22 protein-coding genes and 1 pseudogene are annotated in these 25904 nt (G+C 66.3%); 8 read left to right on the top strand and 15 right to left on the bottom strand.

Going from position 1 to position 25904, the window contains the following annotated elements; all coding sequences use genetic code 11:
* Positions 1–172: 172 nt before the first annotated feature.
* The 4 genes from RHA1_RS53095 (at position 173) to RHA1_RS42285 (ending at position 3452) form a co-directional block, all read left to right on the top strand.
* A complete protein-coding gene (locus RHA1_RS53095; RefSeq protein WP_272942793.1) occupies positions 173–298 on the top strand; it encodes a hypothetical protein in 126 nt (41 codons plus the stop codon).
* A 546-nt stretch (positions 299–844) separates the two neighbouring features.
* Complete coding sequence (locus RHA1_RS53905) at positions 845–1030, top strand: hypothetical protein (RefSeq protein ID WP_423816308.1); 186 nt, start codon at positions 845–847, stop codon at positions 1028–1030.
* Complete coding sequence (locus RHA1_RS42290) at positions 1027–2526, top strand: site-specific integrase (protein WP_050787662.1); 1500 nt, start codon at positions 1027–1029, stop codon at positions 2524–2526. The genes RHA1_RS53905 and RHA1_RS42290 overlap by 4 nt, the downstream gene beginning before the upstream one ends.
* Positions 2527–2699: 173 nt before the next feature.
* Positions 2700–3452: an IS5 family transposase gene (locus RHA1_RS42285; RefSeq protein WP_272942798.1), complete on the top strand. Its 753-nt coding sequence runs from the start codon at positions 2700–2702 to the stop codon at positions 3450–3452.
* 296 nt (positions 3453–3748) lie between these two features.
* On the opposite strand, the gene RHA1_RS51055 is transcribed toward RHA1_RS42285, so the two are convergent.
* A complete protein-coding gene (locus tag RHA1_RS51055) occupies positions 3749–3928 on the bottom strand; it encodes a hypothetical protein (protein WP_011600159.1) in 180 nt (59 codons plus the stop codon).
* 192 nt (positions 3929–4120) lie between these two features.
* On the bottom strand, positions 4121–5281 hold the full coding sequence (locus RHA1_RS42275; protein WP_011600158.1) for an acyl-CoA dehydrogenase family protein: 1161 nt from the start codon (positions 5279–5281) through the stop codon (positions 4121–4123).
* Between the two features lie 909 nt (positions 5282–6190).
* Between RHA1_RS42275 and RHA1_RS50100 the strand changes: the two genes are divergently transcribed.
* The 3 genes from RHA1_RS50100 to RHA1_RS42260 all read left to right on the top strand — a co-directional run bounded on the left by RHA1_RS50100 (position 6191) and on the right by RHA1_RS42260 (position 9968).
* Complete coding sequence (locus RHA1_RS50100) at positions 6191–6370, top strand: hypothetical protein (RefSeq protein ID WP_148228545.1); 180 nt, start codon at positions 6191–6193, stop codon at positions 6368–6370.
* Positions 6371–7564: 1194 nt separating this feature from the next.
* A complete protein-coding gene (locus tag RHA1_RS42265; protein ID WP_011600154.1) occupies positions 7565–8998 on the top strand; it encodes a FadR/GntR family transcriptional regulator in 1434 nt (477 codons plus the stop codon).
* Between the two features lie 370 nt (positions 8999–9368).
* Positions 9369–9968 (top strand): TetR/AcrR family transcriptional regulator, encoded by a 600-nt coding sequence (locus RHA1_RS42260; RefSeq protein WP_011600153.1) that lies wholly within the window; start codon positions 9369–9371, stop codon positions 9966–9968.
* Between the two features lie 498 nt (positions 9969–10466).
* Here RHA1_RS42260 and RHA1_RS42255 read toward each other — a convergent pair whose 3' ends face one another.
* The 6 genes and pseudogenes from RHA1_RS42255 to RHA1_RS45200 all read right to left on the bottom strand — a co-directional run bounded on the left by RHA1_RS42255 (position 10467) and on the right by RHA1_RS45200 (position 18115).
* The gene (locus RHA1_RS42255) at positions 10467–11327 is read right to left on the bottom strand and encodes an SDR family NAD(P)-dependent oxidoreductase (RefSeq protein WP_011600152.1); all 861 of its coding nucleotides are present in this window, start codon (positions 11325–11327) and stop codon (positions 10467–10469) included.
* Entirely contained in the window at positions 11324–11773 is a 450-nt protein-coding gene (locus tag RHA1_RS42250; protein WP_011600151.1) for a nuclear transport factor 2 family protein, read from the bottom strand. The genes RHA1_RS42255 and RHA1_RS42250 overlap by 4 nt, the downstream gene beginning before the upstream one ends.
* A complete protein-coding gene (locus RHA1_RS42245; RefSeq protein WP_011600150.1) occupies positions 11770–12519 on the bottom strand; it encodes an ABC transporter ATP-binding protein in 750 nt (249 codons plus the stop codon). The genes RHA1_RS42250 and RHA1_RS42245 overlap by 4 nt, the downstream gene beginning before the upstream one ends.
* A complete protein-coding gene (locus RHA1_RS42240; RefSeq protein ID WP_011600149.1) occupies positions 12516–15245 on the bottom strand; it encodes an ABC transporter permease subunit in 2730 nt (909 codons plus the stop codon). Before RHA1_RS42240 ends, RHA1_RS42245 begins: the two co-directional genes overlap by 4 nt.
* A gap of 1 nt (position 15246) precedes the next feature.
* Positions 15247–16479: an ABC transporter substrate-binding protein gene (locus RHA1_RS42235; RefSeq protein WP_011600148.1), complete on the bottom strand. Its 1233-nt coding sequence runs from the start codon at positions 16477–16479 to the stop codon at positions 15247–15249.
* Between the two features lie 482 nt (positions 16480–16961).
* A pseudogene (locus RHA1_RS45200) lies at positions 16962–18115 on the bottom strand (IS110 family RNA-guided transposase).
* Here RHA1_RS45200 and RHA1_RS51050 point away from each other — a divergent pair.
* Positions 18026–18211: a hypothetical protein gene (locus tag RHA1_RS51050; RefSeq protein ID WP_167541011.1), complete on the top strand. Its 186-nt coding sequence runs from the start codon at positions 18026–18028 to the stop codon at positions 18209–18211. The pseudogene RHA1_RS45200 and the gene RHA1_RS51050 overlap by 90 nt on opposite strands.
* Positions 18212–18657: 446 nt before the next feature.
* Here the strand turns inward: RHA1_RS51050 and RHA1_RS42215 are convergent, their stop codons facing one another.
* Genes RHA1_RS42215 through RHA1_RS42185 form a run of 7 tightly spaced genes read right to left on the bottom strand, consistent with a single transcriptional unit; the run spans position 18658 to position 25902 of the window.
* Positions 18658–19422, bottom strand: a complete 765-nt coding sequence (locus tag RHA1_RS42215; RefSeq protein ID WP_011600145.1) for a crotonase/enoyl-CoA hydratase family protein — start codon at positions 19420–19422, stop codon at positions 18658–18660.
* 31 nt (positions 19423–19453) lie between these two features.
* A complete protein-coding gene (locus RHA1_RS42210; protein ID WP_011600144.1) occupies positions 19454–20623 on the bottom strand; it encodes a thiolase family protein in 1170 nt (389 codons plus the stop codon).
* A gap of 58 nt (positions 20624–20681) precedes the next feature.
* Positions 20682–21449 (bottom strand): SDR family NAD(P)-dependent oxidoreductase, encoded by a 768-nt coding sequence (locus RHA1_RS42205; RefSeq protein WP_011600143.1) that lies wholly within the window; start codon positions 21447–21449, stop codon positions 20682–20684.
* Positions 21449–22318, bottom strand: a complete 870-nt coding sequence (locus RHA1_RS42200; protein ID WP_011600142.1) for an enoyl-CoA hydratase/isomerase family protein — start codon at positions 22316–22318, stop codon at positions 21449–21451. The genes RHA1_RS42205 and RHA1_RS42200 overlap by 1 nt, the downstream gene beginning before the upstream one ends.
* Positions 22315–23247, bottom strand: coding sequence for a VOC family protein (locus RHA1_RS42195; protein ID WP_011600141.1), 933 nt, complete (start codon positions 23245–23247; stop codon positions 22315–22317). The genes RHA1_RS42200 and RHA1_RS42195 overlap by 4 nt, the downstream gene beginning before the upstream one ends.
* Positions 23248–23251: 4 nt before the next feature.
* A complete protein-coding gene (locus RHA1_RS42190) occupies positions 23252–24106 on the bottom strand; it encodes a fumarylacetoacetate hydrolase family protein (protein WP_011600140.1) in 855 nt (284 codons plus the stop codon).
* Positions 24103–25902, bottom strand: coding sequence for an FAD-dependent oxidoreductase (locus RHA1_RS42185; RefSeq protein WP_011600139.1), 1800 nt, complete (start codon positions 25900–25902; stop codon positions 24103–24105). The genes RHA1_RS42190 and RHA1_RS42185 overlap by 4 nt, the downstream gene beginning before the upstream one ends.
* Positions 25903–25904: the final 2 nt, after the last annotated feature.

Raw genomic sequence — 25904 nt, 5'->3', positions numbered from 1 at the left:
GTGCTGGGCCGGCATGTACAGGCGGCCGGGTGGCTGCGGGCGTGGACCGATCTCGAGAGGGCGCCTCGGACGATCGACACCTACGCCCGGCGGCTCGCCGAGTACCTGGAGACGTGCGAGCGGGAGGGGTGTCGACCCGCTCACGGCGAGTCGGGCGCATGTCGGCGTCTACGTGCGGGAGTTGACCGACCGGCCCAGCCGCCGTGGCGCGAACGTGGTGGCGATCGACTCCGGCTGCGGGCTGGCGAATGCCACGATTCAGCAGCGGCTGGTGTCGGTGCGACTGTTCTATGACTAGCTCATGGAGGAGGGGCTGCGCGAATCCAATCCCGTTGACCGGAGCCGTTTCACACCCGCCCGATGCGGCGGCGGGAATCAGCGCGGGTTGGTGCCCCGGTTGACGAAGCTGCCGTGGATCCCCACCGAGGGGCAGTGGGCCGCCATCCTGACCGTCGCCGCCGTGGAACCGGTCCGCAACCGGGGTGATGCTCGCCCTGGCCTACGACCGCGTTGCGCCGTGAGGAGCTGTGCTCGCGCACCGACGATCTCGACCCCGCCCACCGCATCCTGCGGATCCGGGCGGAGACGACGAAGAATTGGCCCGAGCGGGTCGTGCCCTACTCGGCTCCGACCGGAGTGCTGTTGTCGAACTGTCTCGCACACCGGGCGAGACTTAACAGGGCACGCGGACCGCTGTTCTTGTCGGAGTTCCGCCGCAATCGCGCCCAGCCGTTGATCCTGTGGGCATGGTCGAAGGTGGTACGACGGATTCCCCTGGCCGCCCGATGTTCCGCGGTTCTCCACGCACACCACACGGCATCTGTGTCTGACCGATCTGGGCCGGATGGGCTGGGAACTGCACACGATCGCGACCTTCGCCGGGCATCGCCACACGGACTCGACGCTGCGATATCCACCTCCCTGGGCGGATTTGGCCGACAAGCTCGGCCGCGGCATGGACCACATCCACGCCTGGCGCATCGGAATGCTCACAGGCACGGACGCTGCGACCGCAGGCACGCCGCGGTGACCGCGCGGCTGTCGGGGTCCGTCACCGCGGACTTCGAATCACGTTGGTGCTCAGCGCTCGTCGCGCATCGCTTCGACACCGCTATCGAGGTCCGAGACGAGGGGGCAAGGGCCATCGGCGACCTCGGGATACGAAACCTGCGGCGGCTGCAGTGTCACGATCGGAGCGCGCCGGGCTGGCGTGTGATCGGACGACTGCTGCGACCGTTGGAGGTGGTCAACGCAGGGCTGGATTCGCCTGTCACCGTGCATCGGCGGCGGGCCATGGCCGATGCGGTCGCGGTGCTGCTGGTGCGAGGCGCCGAGATCGGGCGGACCTTCTGGGTCTGGAGCACGGAGGAATGGGTCGATCTGCTCGACCGGGATCAGGTCGAGTTCCGCCGGAACGCACCCGCCTGGGCCGGCGAGGAGGTCCGTTCCTACCTCGTCGCGCATGCCTACCTGCTGGGCTCCTTCACGGGGTTCCACCGGCTCGGCAGCTTCCAACGTCTGACCTTGTCATGGCGGATCTTCGGGCGCGACCGCGTGGGCGGCGAGATCGCCCGGCTTCGTCAGGTGCTCGCCGGGTGGGGTTATCGGCTCGGGCACGGCGACGACACGATGCTGCCGGTGGTGATATGCCAGCTGTTCCTGCTCAACGGCAGCCCGAACCTCGAAGATCTCGGCACCGACCTGTTCGAGCGTGTCCGCAATGACGGACTGCTCGGCGGCGCCCGGCTGAACGCTCTGCATGCAGTGCAGCGGGCGGTGACTGCGCTGGGGTTCTGTGACTTGCCACCCGCGACGACCGGTCGTGGCACAGCTCGGGCGGCCTGCGGTGGTCAGATCTGGCACGAGTGGGTCGAACGGTGCTACGCCACTCCGACATTGACACCGCGGGCACGCGGCGACGTCCGCTCCCGCATGCTCAAGATCGGCCGCTGGCTCGCAGCCGAGCATCCCGATGCCGCCGACCCGGCCGCCTGGACCCGGCAGACCTGCGCGGCCCGAGTCGCCGCGATGGACCGGATGAATGTCGGCGACTCCGTGCACCGCACCACCGGAATCGAGGACCGTCTCGGCAAGCCGCTTCAGGCCTCGACCAAGGACGGTCATCTCGCGGCGATCCGGAGGTTCTTCACCGACTGTCAGGAATGGGATCTGCTACCGCGACGCTTCGATCCTGGGCGTGCACTGGCCACTCCACGCAGCATCACAGCTGCTCGGCCCGAACCCCGGGTGATCGCCGACGACATCTGGCGTCGTGCGGTCTCTCTTCGGACACTGCCGGAAGACAGGCACCATCTTCCGCGACCCGACCACACGCATTCGCGTTGGACCGAACAGCTACGGCGTCATAACGCCGCTGGAAGACAACGAAATCACCGAGGCGGCCTGGCGCGGCCACGACACCAGCGACCCGCCTCGCCCTCGCCCTGGCCGCCATCCACGCCGCCCGATCCAAGGACAGCGCCCAGTTGCTGCTCGACGACGTCGACCTCGGTGACCGTCGTCTGAGTAGGTGTTTGGAAAGCTGTTCGATTTCGACCCCGAAACGAATTGGCGACTCATGATGGGGCATGGTTTCTCGTAAGCAGCGTCGCAAGCCGAAGCCGTACGGTTCGATCTGACTGATGCGCAGTGGGAGTTGATCGACCGATGGTCCCGGTACCTTCGGCTGGTCGCCCGCCATCCACTCTCGACGCCGGATCGTGGACGCGATCTTGTATGTCAACCGCACCGGCTGTTCCTGGCGCCAGTTGCCGCATGATCTTCCGAAGTGGGAGACGGTGTACTGGTACTTCGAGGTGTGGAACGAGTCTGGGGTGACCGACCGGATCCACGACGCACTGCGGGCGCGCGATCGCGGTGGTCGGGATCCAATGGCCTCGGCGGGGATGGTCGACGCCCAGGCGGTCAAGGGTGCCGACACCGTCGGCACGAACACGCGCGGTTGGGACGGCGCGAAACGAGTCAATGGGCGCAAACGGCACTTGGTGACCGACACGCTCGGCCTACTCGTGGTGGTGTTGGTGACGGCGGGGAGTGTGCAGGACCGTGACGGCGGACGCCAGGTACTGGCGCGGGCGAAGACGGCGATGCCGTCGATGGTCGTGGTGTGGGCCGACGGCGGCTACGCCGGCAAGCTGGTCGCCTGGGTCGACACGCACTGCCGCATCGCACTGGATATCGTTCGGAAACCCAAAGGGCAGGGTGAGTTTGCTGTCCTACCGCACCGCTGGGTGATCGAACGGACGCTGTCGTGGCTGATGCGCTGTCGCCGCCTCGACCACGACTATGAGCGCCTCCCCGCACACTCGGAGGCATTCATCAAGTGGGCCATGATCGGGCTCATGACGCGACGACTAGCACCGACACCGGGACGCCGCCCCGGTGTTCCAAGAGTCGGATGGCTTCGCAGTGCGCCTCGACTCACGCCGTAGCGGCGGCGAAGGTCGTCTTCCGACGCAAAGATCTTCCCGACTGGCCAACCGGCCTCCGCGGTGTCGTTTTCGAGGCGCTGAGCCAGGATCTTTGCAAGCTTCACTTCGGAATCCTTATTCGGGCGAGTAGCTGCAGAGTTCGCAGAGGCTACGGGGCCTTCTCGTTTCCCCGTCGTAGCACCTAGGCCCCCTGTGACACATTGAGTACACTATCGCTGGCGGTGAGGAACTGCAGGCCGGTGGCGACCGTCGAGACCGCGCCGTTGTCGAGGTTCAGCGCCTGGATCGTGCCGTCCTTACTGGCCGGTGATCCCGACGGTGAAGCTGTTGCAGGTATTGAAGTAGGCGGTGTTGCCGCGGACGACGATCCCGCCGGGGCTGCTGACGTTGGCAACCGCAGTGGACTTCGTGCCGTCCGCGCCGAGACGCTGCAGGACGCCCGATCCGCCGGCGAGAGACTGCTGGCTCAACCACACACCGCCGCGGCAGTCGGAGGTGAAGTTCTCCAGCGTGCCGTAGCCCTACGCGACGGTTTGCCTGGCCCACGGCGTGCGCGGGTTCGGTTCGGCGACAGCCGCATTCACTGCTGGTCCGATCACCACCGCCGAGGCGATCGTCGCCATCCGGCGGAATCGGTGGTGGTATCCGGCGCGGCAGAACTCCCAGGATCAGAGTCCGAGATCCTTGGCGATGATCGTCTTCATCACCTCGCTGGTGCCGCCGAAGATCCGTGACACCCGGGTATCGGCGTAGAGGCGCGCGATCGGGTACTCGAGAATGTAGCCGTAACCACCGTGCAGCTGCAGGCATTTGTCGATGATGCGTCCGGCCGCTTCGGTGCTGAACAGCTTGGCACGGGCGGCATCCTGAACAGAGAGCTCGCCACGGTCGTGCAGTTCGAGTGCGTTGTCGACCATTAGCTGGACGGCCTGCAACTCCGTGGAACATTCGGCCAGAACGAATTTCGTGTTCTGGAACGCGGCGACGGGCTTGCCGAACACCTTGCGATCGGTCGTGTAGGCGATCGCGTGCTGAACCGCGGCCGACGCGGTGGCGGACGCGTCGAACGCGATGGTGAGCCGCTCCTGCGCGAGATTGTGGGTTAGGTACGAGAAGCCCTTGCCCTCCTCTCCGAGCAGGTCGGAGACGGGCACCATTACGTCGTCGTAGGACAACTCGGCGGTGTCGGACGTCTTCAAACCGATCTTCTGCAGCTTGCGTCCCACGGAGAAGCCTTCGCTGCTGGTGTCGACGACGAGAATCGACAGGCCGGAGCGGCGGTTTTCCGGGTCGAACGGCGACGTGCGGCACACCGTGAGAATGCGATCCGCCAATACGCCGCCCGTGATGAAGGTCTTCGAGCCGTTGAGCACGTAGTGGCTGCCATCCTCGGACAACTTGGCGGTAGCCGAAATATTGGCGAGGTCCGAACCGGTGCCGGGCTCAGTCATCGCGATCGCGAACATCAGGTCACCGGAACAGAATCCGGGAAGCCAGCGCTGCAGCTGCTCCCCGGTCCCGTACATGGTGAGGTACGGCAGGATCAGATTGGTGTGCACGGAGTAGGAACCCCCGAAAGACACTCCGGCCGCGGCACACTCCTCGGCGACAACGGCATTGAACTTGACTGACGCTTCGCCACCGCCGCCGAACTCCTCGGGCGCCTGGATGCCGAGAATGCCGAGTTCACCGAGACACCGGTAAAAGTCGCGCGGCGGATGCCCATCCGCTTCCCACTCATGGTAGACGGGTGCGACTACTTTGGCGATGAAGGTCCGCACTGTCTCGCGGAACGCTTCGTGATCCTCGTTGAACACAGTTCGTTGCATGGCCAGTCTTCTTCCTCGCTCGGTCTCTAGCTCTCGCGGTATTCGCGCAGGACGCCCCGCTGATGATTTCTGATCGGTTCTATCGCGGTCACCGGCCCGATCGCAATCGGTGCTGCGATCCAGTACTTTTCCACGATCAATGCGCCGTTCAACCACCGGCCCCGGCAAAGTAGGTCTCTCCATCTACCGGTTCAGTGGCTCGCGTAACGCCGCGCAGGCGTTGGTAGGACACGATAATCGACGATCAGCAACGAAGAGTGCTTCAGATACCAGTCGATCGGATGTCCCGCTCGGTAGCCCCCAATCCATAAAACACCCGCGCAGGGGAGCCCGGGGACGACTGCGCTCGAGGGATGTGACGGTGCTTGTGTTGGCAAGTTCTATATCAGCGGCGTGACAGTATGTTCTGATTCCACCGAGTTCGAGGAAACCATGGAGTTACAAAATCGACGAGAAAGCCGTCACAGCACACATGGCGGTAAAATCTCACCTACAAAGCGAACGCAACACTTTTACGCCCACAAGGCGACGCCACAGGAAGTAATGAATTCTGGCGCGCAATGGGTTAGGTCCTCGCTGCACGAGCTGAAAGTTTTGAGTGGCGCCCGTTGCGTCGACATACATGCGGTGCCGTATATCGAGTTTGCGATTCGGTGGGCCCCGTTCGGGCGTGCTCGGCCCGGCGACGTACTGGTCGCATTCGGCACCGACCGTAGACGTTTCGAAGAGTTGGTCCGTGCTGGATTGCAGCCGAGTCAAATGGATACCGAGAAATCGCGATGTTTTAAACGGTCACTGTTGGAGACTTTGACGTCGGCCTGGCAGAGTGGCAGATTACCCTCTGCCGTCTCCACCTGACGCAGTCATCTATCGAGCAGAAGTGGCAGCGGCGCCGACGACGATGTACACGTGCGTATCTGGTTGGGTGGTGGGGCTTTCGAATACCAGGCGCCAGAAGCGGCAGACAAGAGTTTGATCCGCGATTGGCAGCGAAAGCGCCGGTGCGCGCTCGAACTCGTCCGTTCCGCCATCGGTCGTTCTTTGCCGGATGTCAGGTTGCCCAATGAACGACTGTTTCTCGATCCGTGAGTGTGAACCGGCCTGGTTTCAGACGTGCCCTCTCGGGGCCAGGAGGTGGGCACGCCGGCTCGCGGATGCCCTCCAATCCGTTTATGACTGTGCTCCGGAGGTTCGTCGCTATGACGGATTGCCGGACGGAACGCCAGGTGGCCGAATTCAGTAGACGACGTGTGGCGCGGCTAGGTGTCGGGACGATTGAGGTGATCCAGAGCTCGGGCGCAGCTTGACCGAGATCTAGGTGAATGTGGGCTGGCAGCTGGCAGACCTGAACGCACGGGAGATCCCATCCAACTCGCCGGTGTGCCTGCCAACGCAGCGTCGCGGTCAAGGTCCTCCTCGCCGACCGTGAAATCGACAGGGATTGTCATCGACCCGGAAGCGGCGATCATGGCTGGTCCTTTGCCCGCAAGCTCAGCCGATCGCTCGATGATGGACTGACTTGTCATGCCTTCACAATCCTAGGATCTTGGCGGCTGAGATAGATCGAGCCAGCAGCACACCCTCCTCGATCAACTCGACCGTTGGAGAGACTTCGACCCGCTCCTGGACAGAGGAAGACAACCGTTCCACCAGCTCGTCCAAGTTGGTTGTCCGCTCGCGGTTGTAGCCCACGCGGATGTGCAGCTTGTCAACTTCGCGCTCCGGCCGCACTATCTGGAATACCGTAGGCGGGTCTCGTCGTGCTGCTCAATCGCCGACCACACCTCCACAGGCATGACCGCGCGGCCCTGTACAACTGTGACGTCCCCCGAGCGGCCCAGCGGCCAAACGCGAGAGTGGTGACGTCCGCAGCGGCGCTGCGAGGACGAGTGGCGCACGAGATCTTCTGTGCCAGATCGAACGAGCGGCGCACCGCCTTATCGATATCAGTGACCACGAGCTGCCCGACCTCATCCTCGCGTGTCCGAGCGCGTGTGATCGGGTCAAGCGACTCGGGTATTATCCGGCGACGAGAGTGGATGGGCGGCGACCAGCCGAAGGTACCGGGACCATCGGTCGATCAACTCCTGCGCATCAGTCAGATCGAACTGTACGGCTTCGGCTTACGACGCTGCTTACGAGAAACCATGCCCCCCTCATAAGTCACCGATTCGATTCGGGGTCGAAATCGAGACCGTCCCTCGAAAAAGCCACAGGGTCGCCTGGCCGAACCAGGTTTGATAGTATACTCAATGGAAGACCGATGAGGTGAGGTGGGGCGCGATGTCGACGGGAACACGACAGACCCAGATTCCTGCAGCCCCTGTCCCTCCTCGCACCGAAGGGGAGCGCAAGCGGAAACTAGCCGCTGTCCTCGCCCAGCGACTCGAAGCCGACATCGCGGCTGCCGGCTGGCGGGTCGGAGAGGTTTTCGCTTCCGAGGAGAACCTCTGTAGCCGTTACGACGTGAGTCGAGGCGCGCTACGGGAAGCCATCCGGCTCTTGGAGCATCGGGGCGTCGTCCGCACACGCCGCAGCTCTCCGGGTGGGCTCGTCGTACAGGCTCCCGACGCGCATCCGCTGGCCCGAGCCATGGCCGTCTACCTCGAATTTGTCGGCGCCAACGTCGCAGACCTGCTCCGGGCACGCGTTCTGCTCGAGCCGGCCGCCGCTCGGCTCGCCTCGGAACGCCTGACCGAGGATGGGATCAACCACCTACGTGCGTCTCTGCGCCGTGAGCAGGAGGCCGAAGGATTCGATTCGACCGGTCACGAACGACTCCACATCGTGCTGGCCGATCACTGCGGCAGTGCCGTACTGACCCTGTTTGTGGACGTCCTGGTCCAACTAACGATCAACTACGCGCAGGTGCCGACGCTGCCCATCGACCGGAAGCTGCAGGACCTCAAGTCGGAGTCCGATCACGCGCATAAGGCGATCGTCGACGCCATCGTCTCCGGGGATCATGTCCTCGCGCAACACCGATCGGTTCGACATCTGCGTGCAGTAAACGCCTGGCTCCTGTCGGTGCAGCAGAGGCCAATCGATCGTGGGTCGTCCTCCCCCGCGCCGCTTCCACCCACTGCCAAACTCGCGGAGACGGTGGCGCACCGCCTGATGACGGACATCGTCACCAGCGGCATGCAGGCCGGGCAAATCTTCGGCTCGGAGTCGGAGCTGCAGGCGCGCTCGGGCGTCAGCCGCGCTGTGTTCCGCGAGGCTGTTCGGCTCCTCGAACACCACCACATCGCCAGGATGCGGCGCGGCCCGTACGGCGGCCTCGTGATCACCGAGCCCGATCCGGCGGCGAGCATCGAGGCGGCGGGGACATACCTCCGATACCGGGGAACCTCCACCGACGAAGTGAGGCAGGTGCGCGACATCCTCGAGCTCGGTGCACTGGCTGCCGTGACGGAGCGGTTGCACGAGCCCGAGATGCACGAGCGCCTCGAGGCTGCCGCCGAGTTTTGTGGCGGGGCCACGGCGGACGAGCGCGCCGTGATCTTCGCCCGTCTCGCAGACGACCCAATCCTTGAGCTTTTCACTCACATCCTGCTCGCCGCCGAGGGCTTGGACGCTGTACCTGTGGCCGACGATCGCGACGGGCAGGATGCGCATGCAAGTGTGCTCAGCGCGCTGCTCAACGGCGACAGCGCCCTAGCTCGCCACCGACTGGGCCGCCATCTGCGCCGCCCACCAACGGTCCAAGGAGTCTGAGACAGAGCGCAAACCCGCCATGGCGGTACGACGTGCTGGACAAGAGTCGATCCGATTCGTCGGCACTGTGGGAAGACGTGAGCGCGTCGGCCGCGCAATTCACACTGATCCGCGGAGGTACATCGGCGTTCGTCTCCACCGAGGACGCCACCGAGTTTGTGCACCGCAGTCCCGCCACCGTCGTCCGCACGGTCTTGGCGCTGGACACTCCGTGCAGAGCGATCGCCCCCACGAGCTCGCCGAGATCGTGCGGCAGATCATCGAGGGCTGACCCGACACCCTCCGACCTTGCGATAGGCTCGACTGCAGCGCGGACGAGCCGCGTGACCTCTCGACTTGTCGGGACGGGTGGGGCGGGAGGACGATCCGCGTGGCGTCCGGAAGCAACGGCCCTGACGGGCGTAGGGCCGAGCGTGCCAAGATCGTCGAGGCGGCTTATCGGCTCCTCGCCGTCGACGGCGCGTCAGCATCTGTCACCGACATCCTCGCGCAAGCCGGGCTTGGGACGAGGGCCTTTTATCGCCTCTTCGACTCGAAGGACGAACTGCTGCTGACCATGTTCCGCAGCGACGGGGACCGCGCGCTGGGTGACATGGAGGCGGACGCCGCGAGGGCCCCGAACGGCCGGATTGCATTGCACGGTTGGCTCGGTGCCCTTCTGCATGTCGCTGGCGACCCCACACGGCGCCCGCGCGTTGCGGTCCTGCTCTCCGACGAGGTCATGAGGGCGCAGGGGTACACGGCGGAGCGCAAGCACTATGACGAGCGACAGGAGAGGGGCCTCAGGGCCCTTCTCGACCGGGGCCGACAGGACGGCTCGTTGCCCCGAGCCGACCCCGACAACGACACCCAGTGGGTGCGCGCTCTGATGGACCGTGGCTTCGAACAGGCCATAGCCCTCCCCGAAGGTGCAGACGTCGCACCCCTCGTCGCCTCGTTGCTGAACTTCGTCGACCGGGCACTCTGCTGACGGGACCCGTTTACAGGTCACATGATTGACAGAAGATCAGTCTGACCGCACATCGCCATCGACACACTGACCAGCACCACGACGACCAAGCACGAGGCGCCCGCCCCGAACAATCAGGACGGGCGCCTCAGCCTGCCTCTTGACAGGAGACCACTCCATATCGACTGTGACGTCCAGCCAGATTGTTCAATCTAGTGATGGGTGCGGCCTTCCCGATTGCTGGGTGGGGCCGGTGATGTCGACTCGTGGACCGATGCCGCAGAGCGGCGAGCCGGGTTGATTCGCACGCTGGGATGATGCCGAGCCGGTGCCCTACCCCGAGAACCCCGGCCGGCGCGAAGAGGAGAAGTATTCGCACGGCGAGCGCTACACGACGGGATCAGAAGCGTCCTGCAGAACCTTGCGTGCGGGTGAGCCGAGCCGGCAGCAAGCAGGGTTGCGGTCCTCAGCCTGCTTGCGAGCTCAATGCCCTCACGCTGAGGGGCTCATCCCTCCTTCTCAATCGTTGGGCGCGCCAGCGACGTGTCGGTCAACGTAGCGCCTCAGCCACTCGACGAGGTCGGTGTCGTCCAATCGACCCAGGCGGAACTCGCGGATGTGGCCACCCGCGGTGTGCAGGACCCGCCCGTTGATTCCACCTGCCGCCTCGGTGCACAGCCCTGCCGCTACCTCAGCGACGCGTTCCGGGGAGAGGTCGAGGCCGGCCGGGATGCCCTGCACGTCGAGGAAGCGCTTCGACATGCGAGTGTAGGCCCCGGGCGACAGCGCGTTGACCGTGATGCCGTCCGGCTCCCCTGCCGCTGCAGCTGCCATCGTCGCGCCCCACACAGCGGCCTTCGCCGTCGAGTACGCGATCGAGTCGGCCATGTGTCGGTGAAGTGAAGCCTCAGAGATCGTGTTCAGAACCCGGCCGTAACGCTGGGCACGCATCACCGGAAAGGCCGCCTGCAGGACTGCAACCGTCGCGACGGCATGAATGTCCAGCTCAGCGCGCAGATCGGCCTCGGTCAACGCTTCAAGCGGCGCCCCGTGCAACGTGCCTGCATTGTTGACCACGATGTCCAACCGACCGAAACACTCCACCGCACTTGTCACGGCGGCCTGCGCACCCGCGAAAGTTCGCACGTCGGCGTGGTCGGCGACGGCCCGGCCGCCATCCGCACAGATCTCGTCGACAGTCGAGGTGGCTACGGTCGCATCGGGCGCGGTCCCGTCGAGAGCCACCCCCGTGTCCGCCACGACCACACTCGCGCCCAGCCGAGCGAGCTCCCGGGAGTGTGCCCGTCCAAGCCCACGGCCACCACCGGTCACCAGGGCCACTCGGCCGATGAGAGGCTTCGCAGCCGATGGTCGATTCATCGTTGAGCTCCCCTGTCCCAGGCCGGCCGTGGTGATTCTGTGCCGGTGAACGAGCCGTCAGCCCGCTGACCGGCAGTGAAGATCCGGTGCCGGACCCGCCAACCGTCGACCGTGCGCTCAACGTGATCCCGGTAGCTTCCGACAGCGACCCTGCGGTCCGGCAGCACCCCAATGACTCGACTGCGTAACCCGACTGGATCCCCCTCAACAACCCGGACGTTGACGATCAGGTGCGCCCGGGGATGCCGATCCGTCGTGGTCATGTGCCCCCGGATCGCCGCCAGCCCGTGGAACTCGCCGAGCCCGATATCGCTCATGTCAAACACCGCGTCCTCGGTGAAGATCTGAGCCAGTCCAGCCCAGTCCTTCGCATCCACGATCTCGCCGTAGGCCGCGGCCAGTTCGTGCAGTGCGAGACGGTCGGCCACATCGATGGTCCCGCTCACGATTCACCGCCGAGATAGGCGCGGGCCAGTGTCGTCTCGTCGAGGTCTGCCGCCGACCCATGGTGGACGACCCGACCGCGGTTGAGGACGTAGGCGTACGAGGCCAGGTTCAGTGCACGAGCGGCGAATTGGTCGACCAGAAGCAGCGCGGCACCATCGGCAACGAGCTGCCCCAGGAATGAGAAGATCTCGTCGACCACCAGCGGCGCGAGTCCCAGGGACGCCTCGTCGACCAGTACCAGGCGCGGCCGCCGGACGTAGGCCGCCGACATAGCCAGCATCTGCTGCTGGCCGCCGCTCATCGTTCCGGCCTGCTGTTCGAGGCGCTGACCGAGGACCGGGAACGCGCTGACCGCGCGCTCGATCGCCTCATCCTCCGCCCCTCTGCCCGCCTGCATGACCAGGTTCTCACGCACGGTCAGGCCACGGAAGACCCCGCGACCCTCCGGGATGTGCGAGAGCCCCGCTGCCGCGAGCTGATGCGCGGGCCGCCCGGTCACGTCCTCGCCATGCATCGCAAATCGGCCGCCCGTGAGCGGCAGCAGCCCGGACAGAGCGGCCAGCAGGGTGGACTTGCCTGCGCCATTCGGCCCAAGCAGGGCAACGGCTCCACCCGAGGGCACCGTGAGCGAGACATCCCGCAGCACAGTGGTGCTCCCATAGCCCGCACTGAGCTCCTCGACCATAAGCGCTGGTACGTCAGTTCGCACGTCGGACGGCGTCTCGGCAGTAGTCGACGGATTCACGCGGCACCTCCTACCGAGCCCGCAAGGTCGAGATCGTCGCCCAAGTACGCGGCGCGCACCAACTCGCTGGCCGCGACGTCCAGGGGGGTCCCATCGAAGATCATGCGGCCGAAGTCCAGCACGAAGATCGCGCTGCAGATCCGCATGACCAGCTCGACGTCGTGCTCCACCAGCAGGATCCCGATTCTCCGGCGCGCTACGACGCGCTCGAGCACCTCGGCGAGTCGGGCCGTCTCGGTGGCGTCGAGACCGGACGACGGCTCGTCGAGGAGAAGCACGTCGAAAGGACCCGCCAGGCAGCGGGCGAGCTCGACGAGTCGGCGCTGCCCCGTCGACAGCGTGGCGACCTGACGGTCGGCGAGATGCTCGATCCCACACTCGACCACGGCAGCCCGGGCCGCCGAGCGCGCCAGCCGCCACTCTGATGGCCGTGCGACCAGGTGCGAGACGAAACCCTTGCCCGCCTGCGAGCACTCCCGCCCCAGCACGACGTTCTCCATGACGGTGAGGGTCTCGCAGAGCTGCATCCGCTGAAAGGTGCGGCCGAGGCCTGCTCGGCCTCGCACTGCTGGAGACGAGCGGGTGATGTCGTCCCCGTGCAGCCTGATGGCTCCAGAGAAGCGCCGGTTGAGCCCACTGCACGCGTCGAACGTCGTGGTCTTGCCCGCGCCGTTGGGGCCGATCAGGCCCGTGATCGTGCCGGTCGGGACGCGGAACGTCGCGCCGTCGACGGCGACCAGACCGCCGAAGCGCACGTGCAGGTCGGCTACCTCCAGCCCGCCTCGGACTGCGGTCTCCACGGTCTCAACGGCCGAGCCCGTGGCGCGGAGGCCGTCGGTCGACTCCCCCTGCGCGGCTTCCGGCACATCTGGCTGCCTGCCGCCCAACCGATCCAGCAGGTGCTGGAGCCTAATCGGCATCCGTGGGGGGCCGCCCTGCATCGCGACCATCACACCGAAGACGCCGAAGACGGCGTTCACGATGTAGACGGTCTGGTCCCCCGGGAGGTAGGCGGGCAATACCGTGGTGAGCGCCACGAGCGCATACCAGGGCTCCGCGAACGGGGCCAGCGCCAGCATCGTGAGCAGGAGCAGCGAGCTGAACGGCAGGTAGAACGGGTCCGAGCCGATGGCGAAGTGTCGCACCATCCCGAGCAGCGCACCGCCGATGCCCGCCAGGTATGCCGAGATGCAGAAGACGATCAGCTTGGTGACGGTGCTGGAAAGCCCCAGGGCTGTCACCGCCATTGGCGATTCCGACATGCCCTGCAGCACCCGCCCGAGCCGGCTCCGCACGATCACGACGACGAGGATCGCGACGATTACCAGCGCCGCGAGCAGGACGTAGTAGAAGTCCGCCTGCGAGGTGGCGAACTCCGGCCGCGGCATCCGGCGGCCCTCCGACAACGAGGTGAACATCCATGGCTGTCCGTACAGCAGCTGCTGCACCATGATCCCGAACCCGAACGTGGCCAGCGCGAGGTACAGGCCGCTGAGCCGGATCGCCGGGATCGCGACCAATGCGCCAACCGGGACCACAACCAGCGCCCCCACCAGCAACGCCACGATCCACGGCAAGCCCAGTCCTTCGGACAGCTGGGCAAAGGCGACCGCACCGATCGCGGCGAACGCAGCATGACACAGCGACACCTGACCGGAGGTCCGTACCAGCAGGCCGAGCGAGAGCACCATGATCGCCGTGGCGATCGCCGTCGACCAGAAGGACAGGGTGGTGCCCGCGAAGGAGGGGACCAACAGCAGGGGGATCAGCACGAGGACCGCGACCGCGATCCGGATCCTCCCTAGCGCGCGGAACTGCGGAAGGGGAGGCCGGAGCTGCATCCTGTCGGGGACCGGGAGCCTGCCCTTCGGCAACACGAGCAGCCCGATGAACAGCACGAGGAACGGCAGGGTGGCGGGCACCCCGGCCAGCCAGGGGGCGTCGAGCACCCAGGCCTTCGAGAGGTCGGCCAGTACTCCGATCACCAGCCCGCCGATCAGGGTCCGCGGGATGTTGGAGAACGCACCGACCACTGCCGCGCCGAAGGCCTGCACCACCAGGAACGTCATTCCGATGGCGTCGAGGCCGATCACGGGGGCGACGAGAACACCGGAGAGCGCCGTGAACGTCGACCCGATGACCCACGCGGTGCGGCGCACCCTCGTCGGGTTCGTCCCTAGCATCGAGACCAGGTTCGGGTCGTCCACAACGGCCCGCATCGCCAAGCCGGTGCGCGAGAAGCGGAAGAGCGCGTAGAGACCGCCGACCGCTACGAGGGTGATCCCCGTGATGATGACGAAGTCCCAGGTCAGCACCACGCCACCGAGCGAGAAGGTGTCCGTGCCGAACGGCAGGAACTGGTCAACGCGGATCGTGGCGGGGCCGTAGAGGAGGGTGGCCAGGCCCTGGACGGCAAGCATGATCCCTACGGTGCCGACGATCTGCAGTGCCACCGGCTGCGGGGCGAGCCGCGCGGCCACGCGCTCCATGATCAACCCGAGCACCGGGCCGACGAAGAGGACCGCAATCACGAACGACGGCAGCGCGCCGAGACCGAGCTGGACGTGCAGCGAGTAGAACACATAGGCCGCGACGGTCGCGATCGCACCATGCCCGAAGTTGAACAGCCCCGACGTCTTGAAGGTCAGGACCAGTCCTGTACCGGCGAGACCGAAGATCGCGCCGGTCGCGATGCCACTGAGGATCAGGGGGAGGTACTGGAGCATGTCAGCTCGCGATCTTCGGCGCGCTGCACTGCGGCTCGCCCGAGGTGACCAAGGTGCCGTTCTCCAGTTTGTACAGCCAAGCACAGTCGATCCGGGGTGAGGGCTCTCCGCGGGTGAAGGTCACCGGCTGAGGGAGCAGTCCGTCCAGGGTCTCGTCCTTGATGGCGCCATAGGCGTCCTGGACCGTGTCCCTGGTGATGGTCGTCCCGGATACCACTCCGGACATCGTCTTCTCGAAGAGCTTGGCGCTGGCCCAGGCGGCAGTGGCCGGGGTCGAGGACCAGTCGTCCTCGCTGACCTTCTGTGCCGCCATCACGTCGCGGTAGTTCTGGGCGGCGGGTGACTCCATGAACCACGGGAAGGCGTTGAGCCCGCCGTTGAGCTGGATGCCGGGCACGCTCGTGAGCGTGCCGGTCAGGCTGTTGCTCGACGCGCCGAAGGAGCCGGTGTAGCCCTGTCGGATGCAGTCCTCGGCGACGCGCGGGGCGATCGCCTCGGCAAGACCGAGCTGGATGAAGTCGGCGCCCCTATCGGCGATCGCCAGACACTCGGCGGTGTAGTTCGGCGCCGTCGCTGCCACCTTCACCAGACCGGCGTAGGAGGCGCCGACCTCGTCGACGGCGGACTTGAAGGTGGATTCCGAGGCGACGCAGGAGGGGTCTTCCGCACAAGAGATCTGGCTGAGCTTCGTCGCCCCCGCTTCCGCTGCGGCCCATACTTGGATGCCCGTCACGTTCGGAAACGACGTGGTGATCCCGTACCAGTTGGGCAGCGCTCCCCAGACCTTGGGGTTGAATCCTGCTCCACCGACGACCGGCAGATCGGAGTCCGCGATCTGCTGGCCCACGGAGCCCTCGGTGCTGAAGGTCAGCGAGAACACGCCGACCACCGACTCATCGGCGATGAACTCCTCCGCGGCCGCTGCCGTGGTCGGAGCGTCCGCGCGGGTGTCCTTGATGACGAGCTCTACCTCGCGTCCGCCGATGCCGCCGCGGGCATTCACGTTTCGCGCCCAGGCTTCGAGCACCCGGGTCGCGCCACCCTCCTGCTTGCCGACAGTGCCGGTGACGTTGGCGAGGACGCCGATCTTCACTGTCGAGCCGTTCGGGTCGTTGCTTCCTGCGCCGCCTCCGCAGGCGGCCAGCACAGCGGAGAGCGCGACCATCGTCATCGCGACGAGACCATAACGGCGCATCGCGAGGCGACGCGTAGGGGAGAAACGGGGAAGGGGCATTGCTCGTACTCCTTGGCTTTTGCTGAGGGGTCGTACCGATAACCGGGCGCATCGCCGTCATCAGGACTCATCGTCGGGTCACACCGAAACTTGGTCCTGAGTACACCATCGATCGATTCGATAGCAGTATGCGTCACGCATGTAGATGTGGCAAGCCTCACTTTTTGCGCAGAGACCTCTCTAAAGAACACTATCGGCCCACTGTGTCAGACCGAACATCATGGGGTCGGGGTGACAGATTCCCCTTGCGCAGTCCGTGATTGTTGATTCCGAACGTTTGACCGAGTGGGTCGGCGATCGCCTGCCCGGTGCCGGTCTGCTCGAGCTCACCCGGATCGGGGAGGGAGTCGGCGTCGCCAACGCCCTCTTCGTGGTGAGCCGTGGGGGCGCGGTGGTTGCTGCGGCGCCCGCGGGCTCGAGGGCCTCGGCAGGCCGGAGTGGTTCCTGGAGCGACAGGTTAGACATCCCAGGGCCGTAAGTTGTCAAGCAGCTTGGGCGATGCGGGCGATGTGTTCGTCGTAGTGGGTGTGGTGGCGGAGGCAGCCGTGGAGGATGCCGACGAGGCGGTTGCCGAGGGCGCGGACCGCTTGGTGGTGCAGGTCGCCGGCGTCGGGTCGCTGGTCGTAGAATTCGCGGGCACCGGGACTGAACGATAATGCGCAGAACGCCCATTGAACGACCGCATCATAGAGGCGCTGGTTGCGGACGTGCCGGGAAAGCACCGCGCGTTTCTTGCCCGACGCGACCGTCAACGGCGAGGGCCCGGCGTAGTTTCTGCGGGACTTGGCGGTGGTGTAGCGATCGGGGACGTCCGAAGAACTCACCGAGCACCCGGGCGCCAAGGATGACACCAAGTCCTGGCAGGGAGCGGTAGATGTCGGCGTCCGGGTGTGCCTCAAAATGTGTTGCCAGTGTGGTCTCGAGTTAGGCGATCTGCCGGTTCAACTCGACGATGAGACCGACCGCTGCTCTGGTGGTGACGGCGAACGTGGCAGAGACCGGCGCCGGCGCGGCAGGTGCTCGGCCCGCAGTCCGGCCTGGATTTCGCGGGCCCGACCGTCGATATTTCGTTGCCTACCAGCCTTTTTGAGGTCGGATTGGATCGCCGGCAGGGTTAGGTGCGCGGCCTCGGCGGGAGTCTGGGCGCGACCGAGTGCGGCCAGGGTGTCGCGGTCGTGCAGGTCGTCGAACACCTCCAGCGCAGCCGGGTAGTACTCGCGCAGCGCCGAACGCAGCGCATTGGTCTGCCTGGTGCGGGACCAGATCAGGTTCTGGTGTCCGCGGGCGGGCGAGGACCTTGATCGCCTCCACGTCCGGGCTGTCTCCGGCGATCGGCCGGTGATTTTTCCGGTCGGTGCGTACCAGGTCCGCGAGCAGCCTGGCGTCACCGGGGTCGGATTTCGCGCCGGAGACGTGGTGGCGTCGCGGTAGCGCGCGACCGCGAGGGGATTGATCGCGTAGACCTGATAGCAGGCGGTGGTCAGCGCCTGCACCTACAGGCCGCGTCGGTTTCGATTCCGACCACGACCTGACCTGCCTCTTCGGCGTGGCTGGCTACCAGCTCGTGCAGCTGCCGGATGCCGGCCGGCCCCTCGGGGAGCCGCCGCGATGCCAGCCCTCGCCCACCCTCGTCCATCAAATGGACATCGTGATGGTCACTTTCGCGACGAAGAAGACCGAAGCAGATTCGGGAATGGCGTTGAACCGCGACGATCTGCGATTCTGGCACTAGTGTTCTGCGAGCCGACGGGGCTGCTTGTGATGTCCGGCCCGGCGTAGAAACGATTTCGGAGTGGTTGACCCAGCCCGTACCGATGCCGAGTTGATCCCCAGCTGCTCACCTATACCCCGACAGACGTTTCCGCACCGGCCGTCCGGGTCGGTCTTCGCGTCCGAGCACGAGCCGGAACACTCGCTCCAGCAGCTCATCTGGCTGTATCCTCGCGGCCATTGGCCGCCATCTCCAGTCGGCTCAGTAATCCCGAGGCGCGACACACGCGAGAGTCATGTTCTCACCGCCGAGCGCGTGAGAACGGCAAAGAACCACCCGAGTCTGTGTGCAGAGCGGAAGGTGAATCCATGACAGTCTCATTCAGTGGGCGAACGTTTGGCCCGGGACCACGACAGCGGAGCGGGAGCGGTACGCCTAGTTCGATGTCGAAGTAGTGAAACGGTGATTCACCGGCCGCGCCATACTGGTTCGCGCTTCTCGGCAAACGCGGTGGCCCCCTCCTTCGCGTCCTCCGAGGCGAACACGGGGCCCATGATCGTGGCCTGCTCCTGCCAGCCCTCGGCCAGGGCCCAGTCCGTGGTCTTTTGTGCGATCTCTTTCGTGGCCGCGACGGCGAGTGGACCGTTCTTGGCGATAGCGGTCGCCATGTCGACCGCGGCCTTCAGCGCCGCGCCGGACTCCGTGACCCGGTTGACAAGTCCCACCGCCGCGGCGCGCTCAGCAGAGAAGGGCTCACCGGTCAGCAGCAGCTCGAGCGCCACGGCGTAGGGCAGCCGCCGCGGCAGCAGCAGGGCCGCTCCCCCACCGGCCACCAGCGACCGCTTCACCTCGGGGACCCCGAACCGCGCGGTCTGCGCCGCGACAATGAGGTCGCACGCTAGCAGCAACTCGAAGCCGCCGGCCAGAGCCCACCCCTCGACCGCACCGATCAGCGGCTTGCGTGGGGTGGACTGGGTAATCCCGCACAGACCTCGACCTTCAATCGCCGGGGACTCGCCGCGCAGAAATGCCTTGAGATCCATCCCGGCCGAAAAGACCCCACCGGCGCCGGTCAGCACCCCAACCCGCAGCTCGTCCGACTCATCGAGCTCATCCACCGCCGCCGCGATGCCCTCGGCGACCGCCAAATTCAGCGCGTTCTTCGCCTCCGGGCGGTTGATGGTGATGACCTGAACCGCGCCGCGGCGCTCGACCAGTACCTCGTCCGACATATCAGTCCTCTCAGTCCAGTGACTCGACGATTTAGTCCAACAGCTCGACGATGGTGGCGTTGGCAGTTCCGCTCGCCTCGCACATCGTCTGCAGCCCGTAACGGATCCCTTTGTCGCGCATATGGTTCAGCATCCGGGTGAGCAGAATCGTGCCCGACGCTCCCATCGGATGTCCGACCGCGATCGCCCCGCCCAGCGGGTTGAGCAGCTCGTCCGCGACGCCGAACTCCGCCTGCCAGACCAGCGGGACCGGCGCGAAGGCCTCGTTGACCTCGAACACCCCGATGTCGGCGATCGAGAGCCCGGACCGTTTGAGCACCTTGTGCGTGGCCGGGATCGGCCCGCTGAGCATGTCCAGCGGGTTCGCCGCGCTCACCGCACCGGTGTGATAGCGCGCGATCGGAGTCACCCCCAGTTCGGCGGCCCGCTCAGGTGTTGTGACCAGCACGGCCGATGCGCCATCGGAGATCTGCGAGGAGTTGCCCGCGTGAACCAGCCCGTCCTCGGTGAAGGCAGGTTTGAGACCCGCCAGCGTCTCCGGCGTGGTGCCGGGACGAATGCCCTCGTCGGCGGTGAAACCCGGCAGGCTCGGGATCCGGACGAGCTGACCTGCGAACGCGCCTGCGTCCGTCGCTTCCTTCGCGAGCGCATGCGAACGCGCCGAGTACTCGTCCAGCCTGCGCCGGTCCAGCCCCGCCTTGCGGGCAATCCGCTCGGCCCCGATGCCCTGGTGGAACTCCCCGTCCGGGAACTCCCCCGATCCCAAATCCTGGGCGTACCGGGCGCGCAACTGCGTGCCGTACGGGCGTCCCAGGTCCGCGCCGAGCCCCATCGGGACCCGGGTCATCGACTCCACGCCGCCCGCAATCACGACGTCGTCGTGACCGGACCGCACGAGAGCCGCGGCGAAGTCGACGGACTGCTGGCTCGAGCCACAGGCTCGGTTAACCGTCACTCCGGGTACGGACTCCGGGAAGCCTGCAGCCAGTACGGCGCTGCGGCCGATCTGGATGCTTTGCTCGCCGAGTTGGCTTACACATCCCCAGATGACGTCGTCGACTACTACGGGATCGACACCGGCGCGCTCGACCAGCGCACGTAATACGTATGCCGAGAGATCCTCGGGATGGATGTCTGCAAGCGCCCCCTTGCGCTTGCCGATCGGGGTGCGCACGGCGTCGATGATCACTGCCTCGGGCATGGAGAGCCTTTCGGTCGAGCCTCGTGTTCAGCCGAGGCGGGTGGTGAGAGGTGAGGGCTCAGCGGGGGCCGAACCGCTGCCCGGCGTCGAGCCGAATGCACTGGCCGTTGAGCATGGGGTTTTCGACGATGGCGACGGCCAGCTTCGCGTACTCGTCCGGCTTCCCCATCCGCTTCGGGAACGCCGCGTCCTTGACCAGCGTCTCGGCCATCTCGTCCGGCACCTCGGCGGTGGCGCCGGTGAGGAACAGACTCGGTGCGATGGACAGCACCCGGATACCGAGCGACCCGAGATCGCGAGCCATTGTCAGGGTCATCCCCGCAATGGCCGCTTTGGACGCGGTGTAGGCGACCTGCCCGATCTGCCCTTCGAACGCCGCGATCGACGCCGTGTTGATGATGACCCCCCGCTCGGGGGTGTCGACGTCCTCCGGCTCGTTGACTGACATGTGCGCGGCCGCGAGCCTGCTGATGTTGAACGTAGCCACGGTGTTCAGGTCGAGCGTCCGTCGGAAGTGCTCCAGGCTGTGCGGGCCCTGCTTGCCGAACGTGCGTTCCGCTCCGCCTCCGCCCGCGGTGGTCACCGTGATATGTAGCCCATCGAGCTGCTCGACCGCCTGGGCCAACACCGCCTCCGTGCCCTCGAAGTCGAGTACGTCGACGGGCAGGAACCCGCCGCCGAAGTCCCTTGCGACCTCCGCCCCGGCCGACTGCTCTCGATCCAGCACTATGACCTGCGCCCCACGGGCAGCCAACTGCTCCGCCGAGGCCCGGCCCATGCCGGAGGCTCCGCCGAGCACAATCGCCTTCTTACCCTTGATCTCCATCAGAACTCCTCATCTTCTTCGATGTCGTGTGGTCCCGGCGCTTGCCAGGTCGGCTCGGCCGACGCCCGCCCGGACCACCGGGGGGGTCGCCGCTCGAGGAAGGCGGCGACGCCTTCCTCAGCATCCGGCTCGTCCGCAACCCGCGCAAACAGCTCGGTCTCTTCGGCCCGGAGCTCGGTGAAACCGGTCCACTCGGCTTTCTGCAGCAGGTACTTGCTGACTGCCACCGCCCGCGGCGCGGTGTGCCGGGCGATGTCCTCTGCGATCTCCAACGCGCGCTCGAGGACTCGGTCCCGGTCCACCGCCTCGCCGCACACGCCTAGCCGTACGGCCTCCTCGCCGTCGATTCGCCGTCCGGTCAGCAGCAGATCGTGTGCGACCCCCCACCCAGCGATCCGGGCGAGGCTCCAGTGGGCACCCATTTCGGGGATCACACCGAGCCGCGTCATCGGCGTGGCGAGGCGAGCGTCGCGGGCTATCACGCGGACGTCGCACAACAGGCTCAGGGTCACCCCTATGCCGATCGCGTCGCCGTTGATCGCGGCGATGACTGGCTTGCGCACGTCTCGCGGAGTGACGATCGAGCGCATCACCTCGATCGGGTCCTCGTCCGAGCCGGGGCTGCTGATGGAGCCCTCACTCAGGTCGGCGCCTACCGAGAAGCTGTCACCCGAGCCGGTGATCACGACAGCCCGGACCGCGTCGTCGGCGTCGCACGCGGCCAGGGCGTGGCTGGTTTCGTGAACCATCGGCATGGTCCAAGCGTTGCGCCGCGTGGGTCGGGCCAACTTGAGTACGGCGACCTCGCCGCGCGTGGCGAGTTCCAGGTTCTCGTACCGCGCCTGCCGAACGGGGGCCGTCGCCCTCACCCGCCCGGTGTGTGGGCGCCGGCCATGATCTCGGCCAGGTCGTCCGGTCGGATGAAGGACGGCGGGGGTGGCGGGCCCCAGTTGTAACGGGCGAGCTTGCCTTCGAAGACCTCCGGCGACCACAGCTCGTCTTCGAGGATCGTGTCGAGGTCGCTGTAGTACTCCGCGAACGTGCCCGAGGGGTCCCTGAGATACCAGAAGAAGTTCGAGCCGATGTGGTGGCGTCCGAGACCCCATACGTGGCGGTTTGGATCCGCCTCGAGCAGCCGGGACGCACCCCGGCCGACTTCGTCGACGTCGTCGACCTGCCAGGAACTGTGGTGTACGAAATTGACTGGGGTGTTTTGCACCAGCAGGTTGTGGTGGTCGGTGGAGCAACGCATGAACGAACCGCGGCCCTGGATCATGTCGCTGACCTTGAACCCGATGCCGTCCCGGAAGAACCGCATCGAAGTCTCGAGATCAGTGGATCCGAGCACGACGTGACCGAGCTTGCGAGGGCGCACGTCGTCCTTGCGGTCCAACGGCAGCGCCCGCGCGTTGGTGCGGATGATCCGGCCGGGCGCGTTGTACTCCACGGCAGGCTGCTCGGGCGGGGGCACCGTGATGGGGGCTTCGACTTCCAGTCGGGTGGTTACACCGGTGACGGGCTCGACGGCGGTCAACCGCTGCCCCTCGACGGTGGAATCGAACCCCTGTCGGGCCAGGTCTGCCTGGGCACGGAACAGGTCGTCGCGATCGTCAACCCCGATGGTGACGGCCACGAGCCGGCGCGTTGGCCGGGTGACGAGCTGGAGTTGCTCACCCCCGTCGGCGGAGGCGAAGCGGCCCTCACCCAATGGGGTCAAGCCGAACTCGGTGTAGAACCCTGCGGCCTCCTCGACGTTCGGCGCACCGAGGACGATTTTACGAAGGGTGTGCAGTCCCATCGGCTCAACCGTCCACGACGTCGTCGGCAACCGTGTTGACCAGCAGCCCCACGCCCGGGATGTCGACCTCAACGACGTCCCCGGGCTTCAGGAAGACCGGCGGGTCTCGAAACAGACCAACCCCGCCCGGGGTCCCGGAGACAATCACATCGCCCGGAGCGAGCGGGGTGAAGGTCGAGATGTAGGCGATCAGGGCGGGGATGTCGAAGATCAGGTCGGCGACCGATGCGGACTGCCGCTCCTCTGCGTTCACCCGCGTCGTCAACTGTAACCGGCTCGGATCGCCCACTTCGTCGGCGGTGACCAGCGCCGGGCCGAAGCCTCCGGTAGCCGGGAAGGTCTTGCCCGGCAGCCACTGGGCAGTGTGCCGCTGCCAGTCCCGGACACTTCCGTCGTTGTAGCAAGAATATCCCGCGACGTGGTCGAAAGCCTTTTCCGCCGGGATACGCCTACCACCGCGGCCGATGACCACCGCCAGCTCGCCCTCGTAATCGAAGCGCGCAGTCTCCGCCGGCCGCAGCAGTGGCCCCCCGTGGGCGACCTGCGAGTCCGCAAAGCGCGGGAAGATCGTCGGGTACTCCGCGGCTGCCCGTGAGGCCTCCTCGCGGTGCGCGTGGTAGTTCACCCCGGCGCAGAGGATCTTGTTCGGGTCGGGGATGGGCGGCAGCAACTCGAGGTCGGAGAGAGCGAGGGTCGCCGCTCCCTCCGCGGCCCGGATCTCGTCCAGGGCGTCCTGCTCGAGCACGTCGCGCAGGCCTGCGTATCTGCCCTCGAATACGGGGCCGAGGTCGATAACGGCATCTCCTTCCAGTCGACCGAATGACACGCGGTCCGCACGGCGGAAAGTCACAAGCTTCACGAACGCTCCTCTTGGATGGCGTCCCCGGAGATGGGGCGCCCGGTGATGGATGGGGTGGTGCCAAGAATTGCGGCCAGCGCGGCGCCGAGCAGTCGAACGGCCTCATGGACGTCGGCAACGTGACCGTATCGCCAGGCGATGTAGCCGTCCGGACGCACAAGGAGGACCCCGGCCTCGTCAATCTCCCGACGCTCCGCCCACTCGAAGTAGGCGTCCTGCGCACCGGGTCCTCCGACGACGACCGACCGCAGGTGGTCCAACCCGAGCGCCTCAACGGCATCGGCCCAGACTGATCCCGCGACTCCGGTCACGGCCGCGAAGCGGCCGGAACCGACGAGATCCAGGGTGGACACCCTGGTGCCGTCGGTGCCCACCACCCATGCGTGTGGCAGTTTCGCACCGGGTCTTGTCGAGGGCTGCACGTACAACTCCGGGTCCCGTGCGAACTCCTCGGGCGGCACGTCCGGATCCGGGAGTACGGCCCCCGACCTGTAACGCTGGTTGAGCTCGATGCCGTGTGCGTTGAACTCGTAATCCTTCACCTGCACAGCGAGGCTGAGCGCCCGGCGGGCCTCGACGGCGTCCTTGCCGGGGTCTGTCATCAGGGCCGTCGCAGCTCGGAGCGGGTCGCCGCCGTACACCGCGAGGGCGTCGCGGATCCCCTGGAACTCCACGCGTGAGGTGTTCGCCCGTTCGACGATCTGCTGCGCCACAGGGACCCGCTCTGCGGTATAGGAATCGAGCAGCGCTGGGTCGGCCACGCCACGCACCACGTGCGCGAGTTTCCAGGCAAGATTGTGGGCGTCCTGCACGCTGGTGTTGGACCCGAGACCACCCGATGGCGGGTGCCGGTGCACTGCGTCGCCGCCGCAGAACACCCGGCCCACCGAGAGCCGGGTTGCGAAGGCCTGGTTAACCTGCCACGTGGAGCACCGGCCGATCTCGACGTCGAGCTGCGGCTCGCCGACGAGCGCGCGGATCCGCGCCCGCAGCGCGTCCGTCGAAAAGTCGGGCTCGCCATTCGCCGGGTCGTGACCCCAGCCCGCGATCCACTCATTCCAGGGGTGCACCGCCCGCAGCAGGCCGAGCCCGATCTCACCGAAGCCTCCGACCGGGTTCATGATCCAGTAGAGAATACTGGGGCGGTGCGCGACATAGCGGCTCAGATCGGCAGTGAACTGTACGTACGCCGTAGTCGCTCGACCGCTGTGGCCCTCGATCGGAATCCCGATGTCTTCGGCGACCTTTGAGCGTGCCCCGTCGGCCCCCACGAGATATCGGCAGCGCCAGGGACGTTCGACGCCGCTGATCCGGTCCCGCAGGTAAGCGGTGACCCCATCGGCGTCCTGCTCCAAACCCAGGTACTCAGTGTTGAACCCGACCGTCGCACCACGCTCAGCGGCAGCGGAGACCAGCACGTTCTCCAGCTTGGGCTGCGGGATGTCGAGCATCCCGACCGGGCTGGCGGCCAGGTAATCGCCGATCCTGCGGTCGCCGGTGCCCCACGCCCGGATACGGGCGATCTCCGGACCCGTCAGGCTGGTAGTGATCAGCGTATCGCCCATCAGTCTCCAGTCGGAGCCCTGCAAGGTCATCCGGTCCTCGATCCCGAGATCCCGGAACACCTCCAGTGCACGCTGGTTGGTAATGTGCGCGCGCGGAGTGTCGGCGAGCCACCGGTAGCGCGTGATCATGTGCACGCGCACGCCTAGCGAGGCCAGGGCCAACGCCGTCGTCGCACCCATCGGGCCCGCGCCTACGACGAGGACGTCACTGTCATAGTCGTTGTGAGCCAATA

It is taken from the genome of Rhodococcus jostii RHA1 (genome assembly GCF_000014565.1).
GTDB classification, from domain to species: Bacteria; Actinomycetota; Actinomycetes; order Mycobacteriales; family Mycobacteriaceae; genus Rhodococcus_F; species Rhodococcus_F jostii_A.
This window is presented reverse-complemented; position numbering and strand designations above follow the sequence as displayed.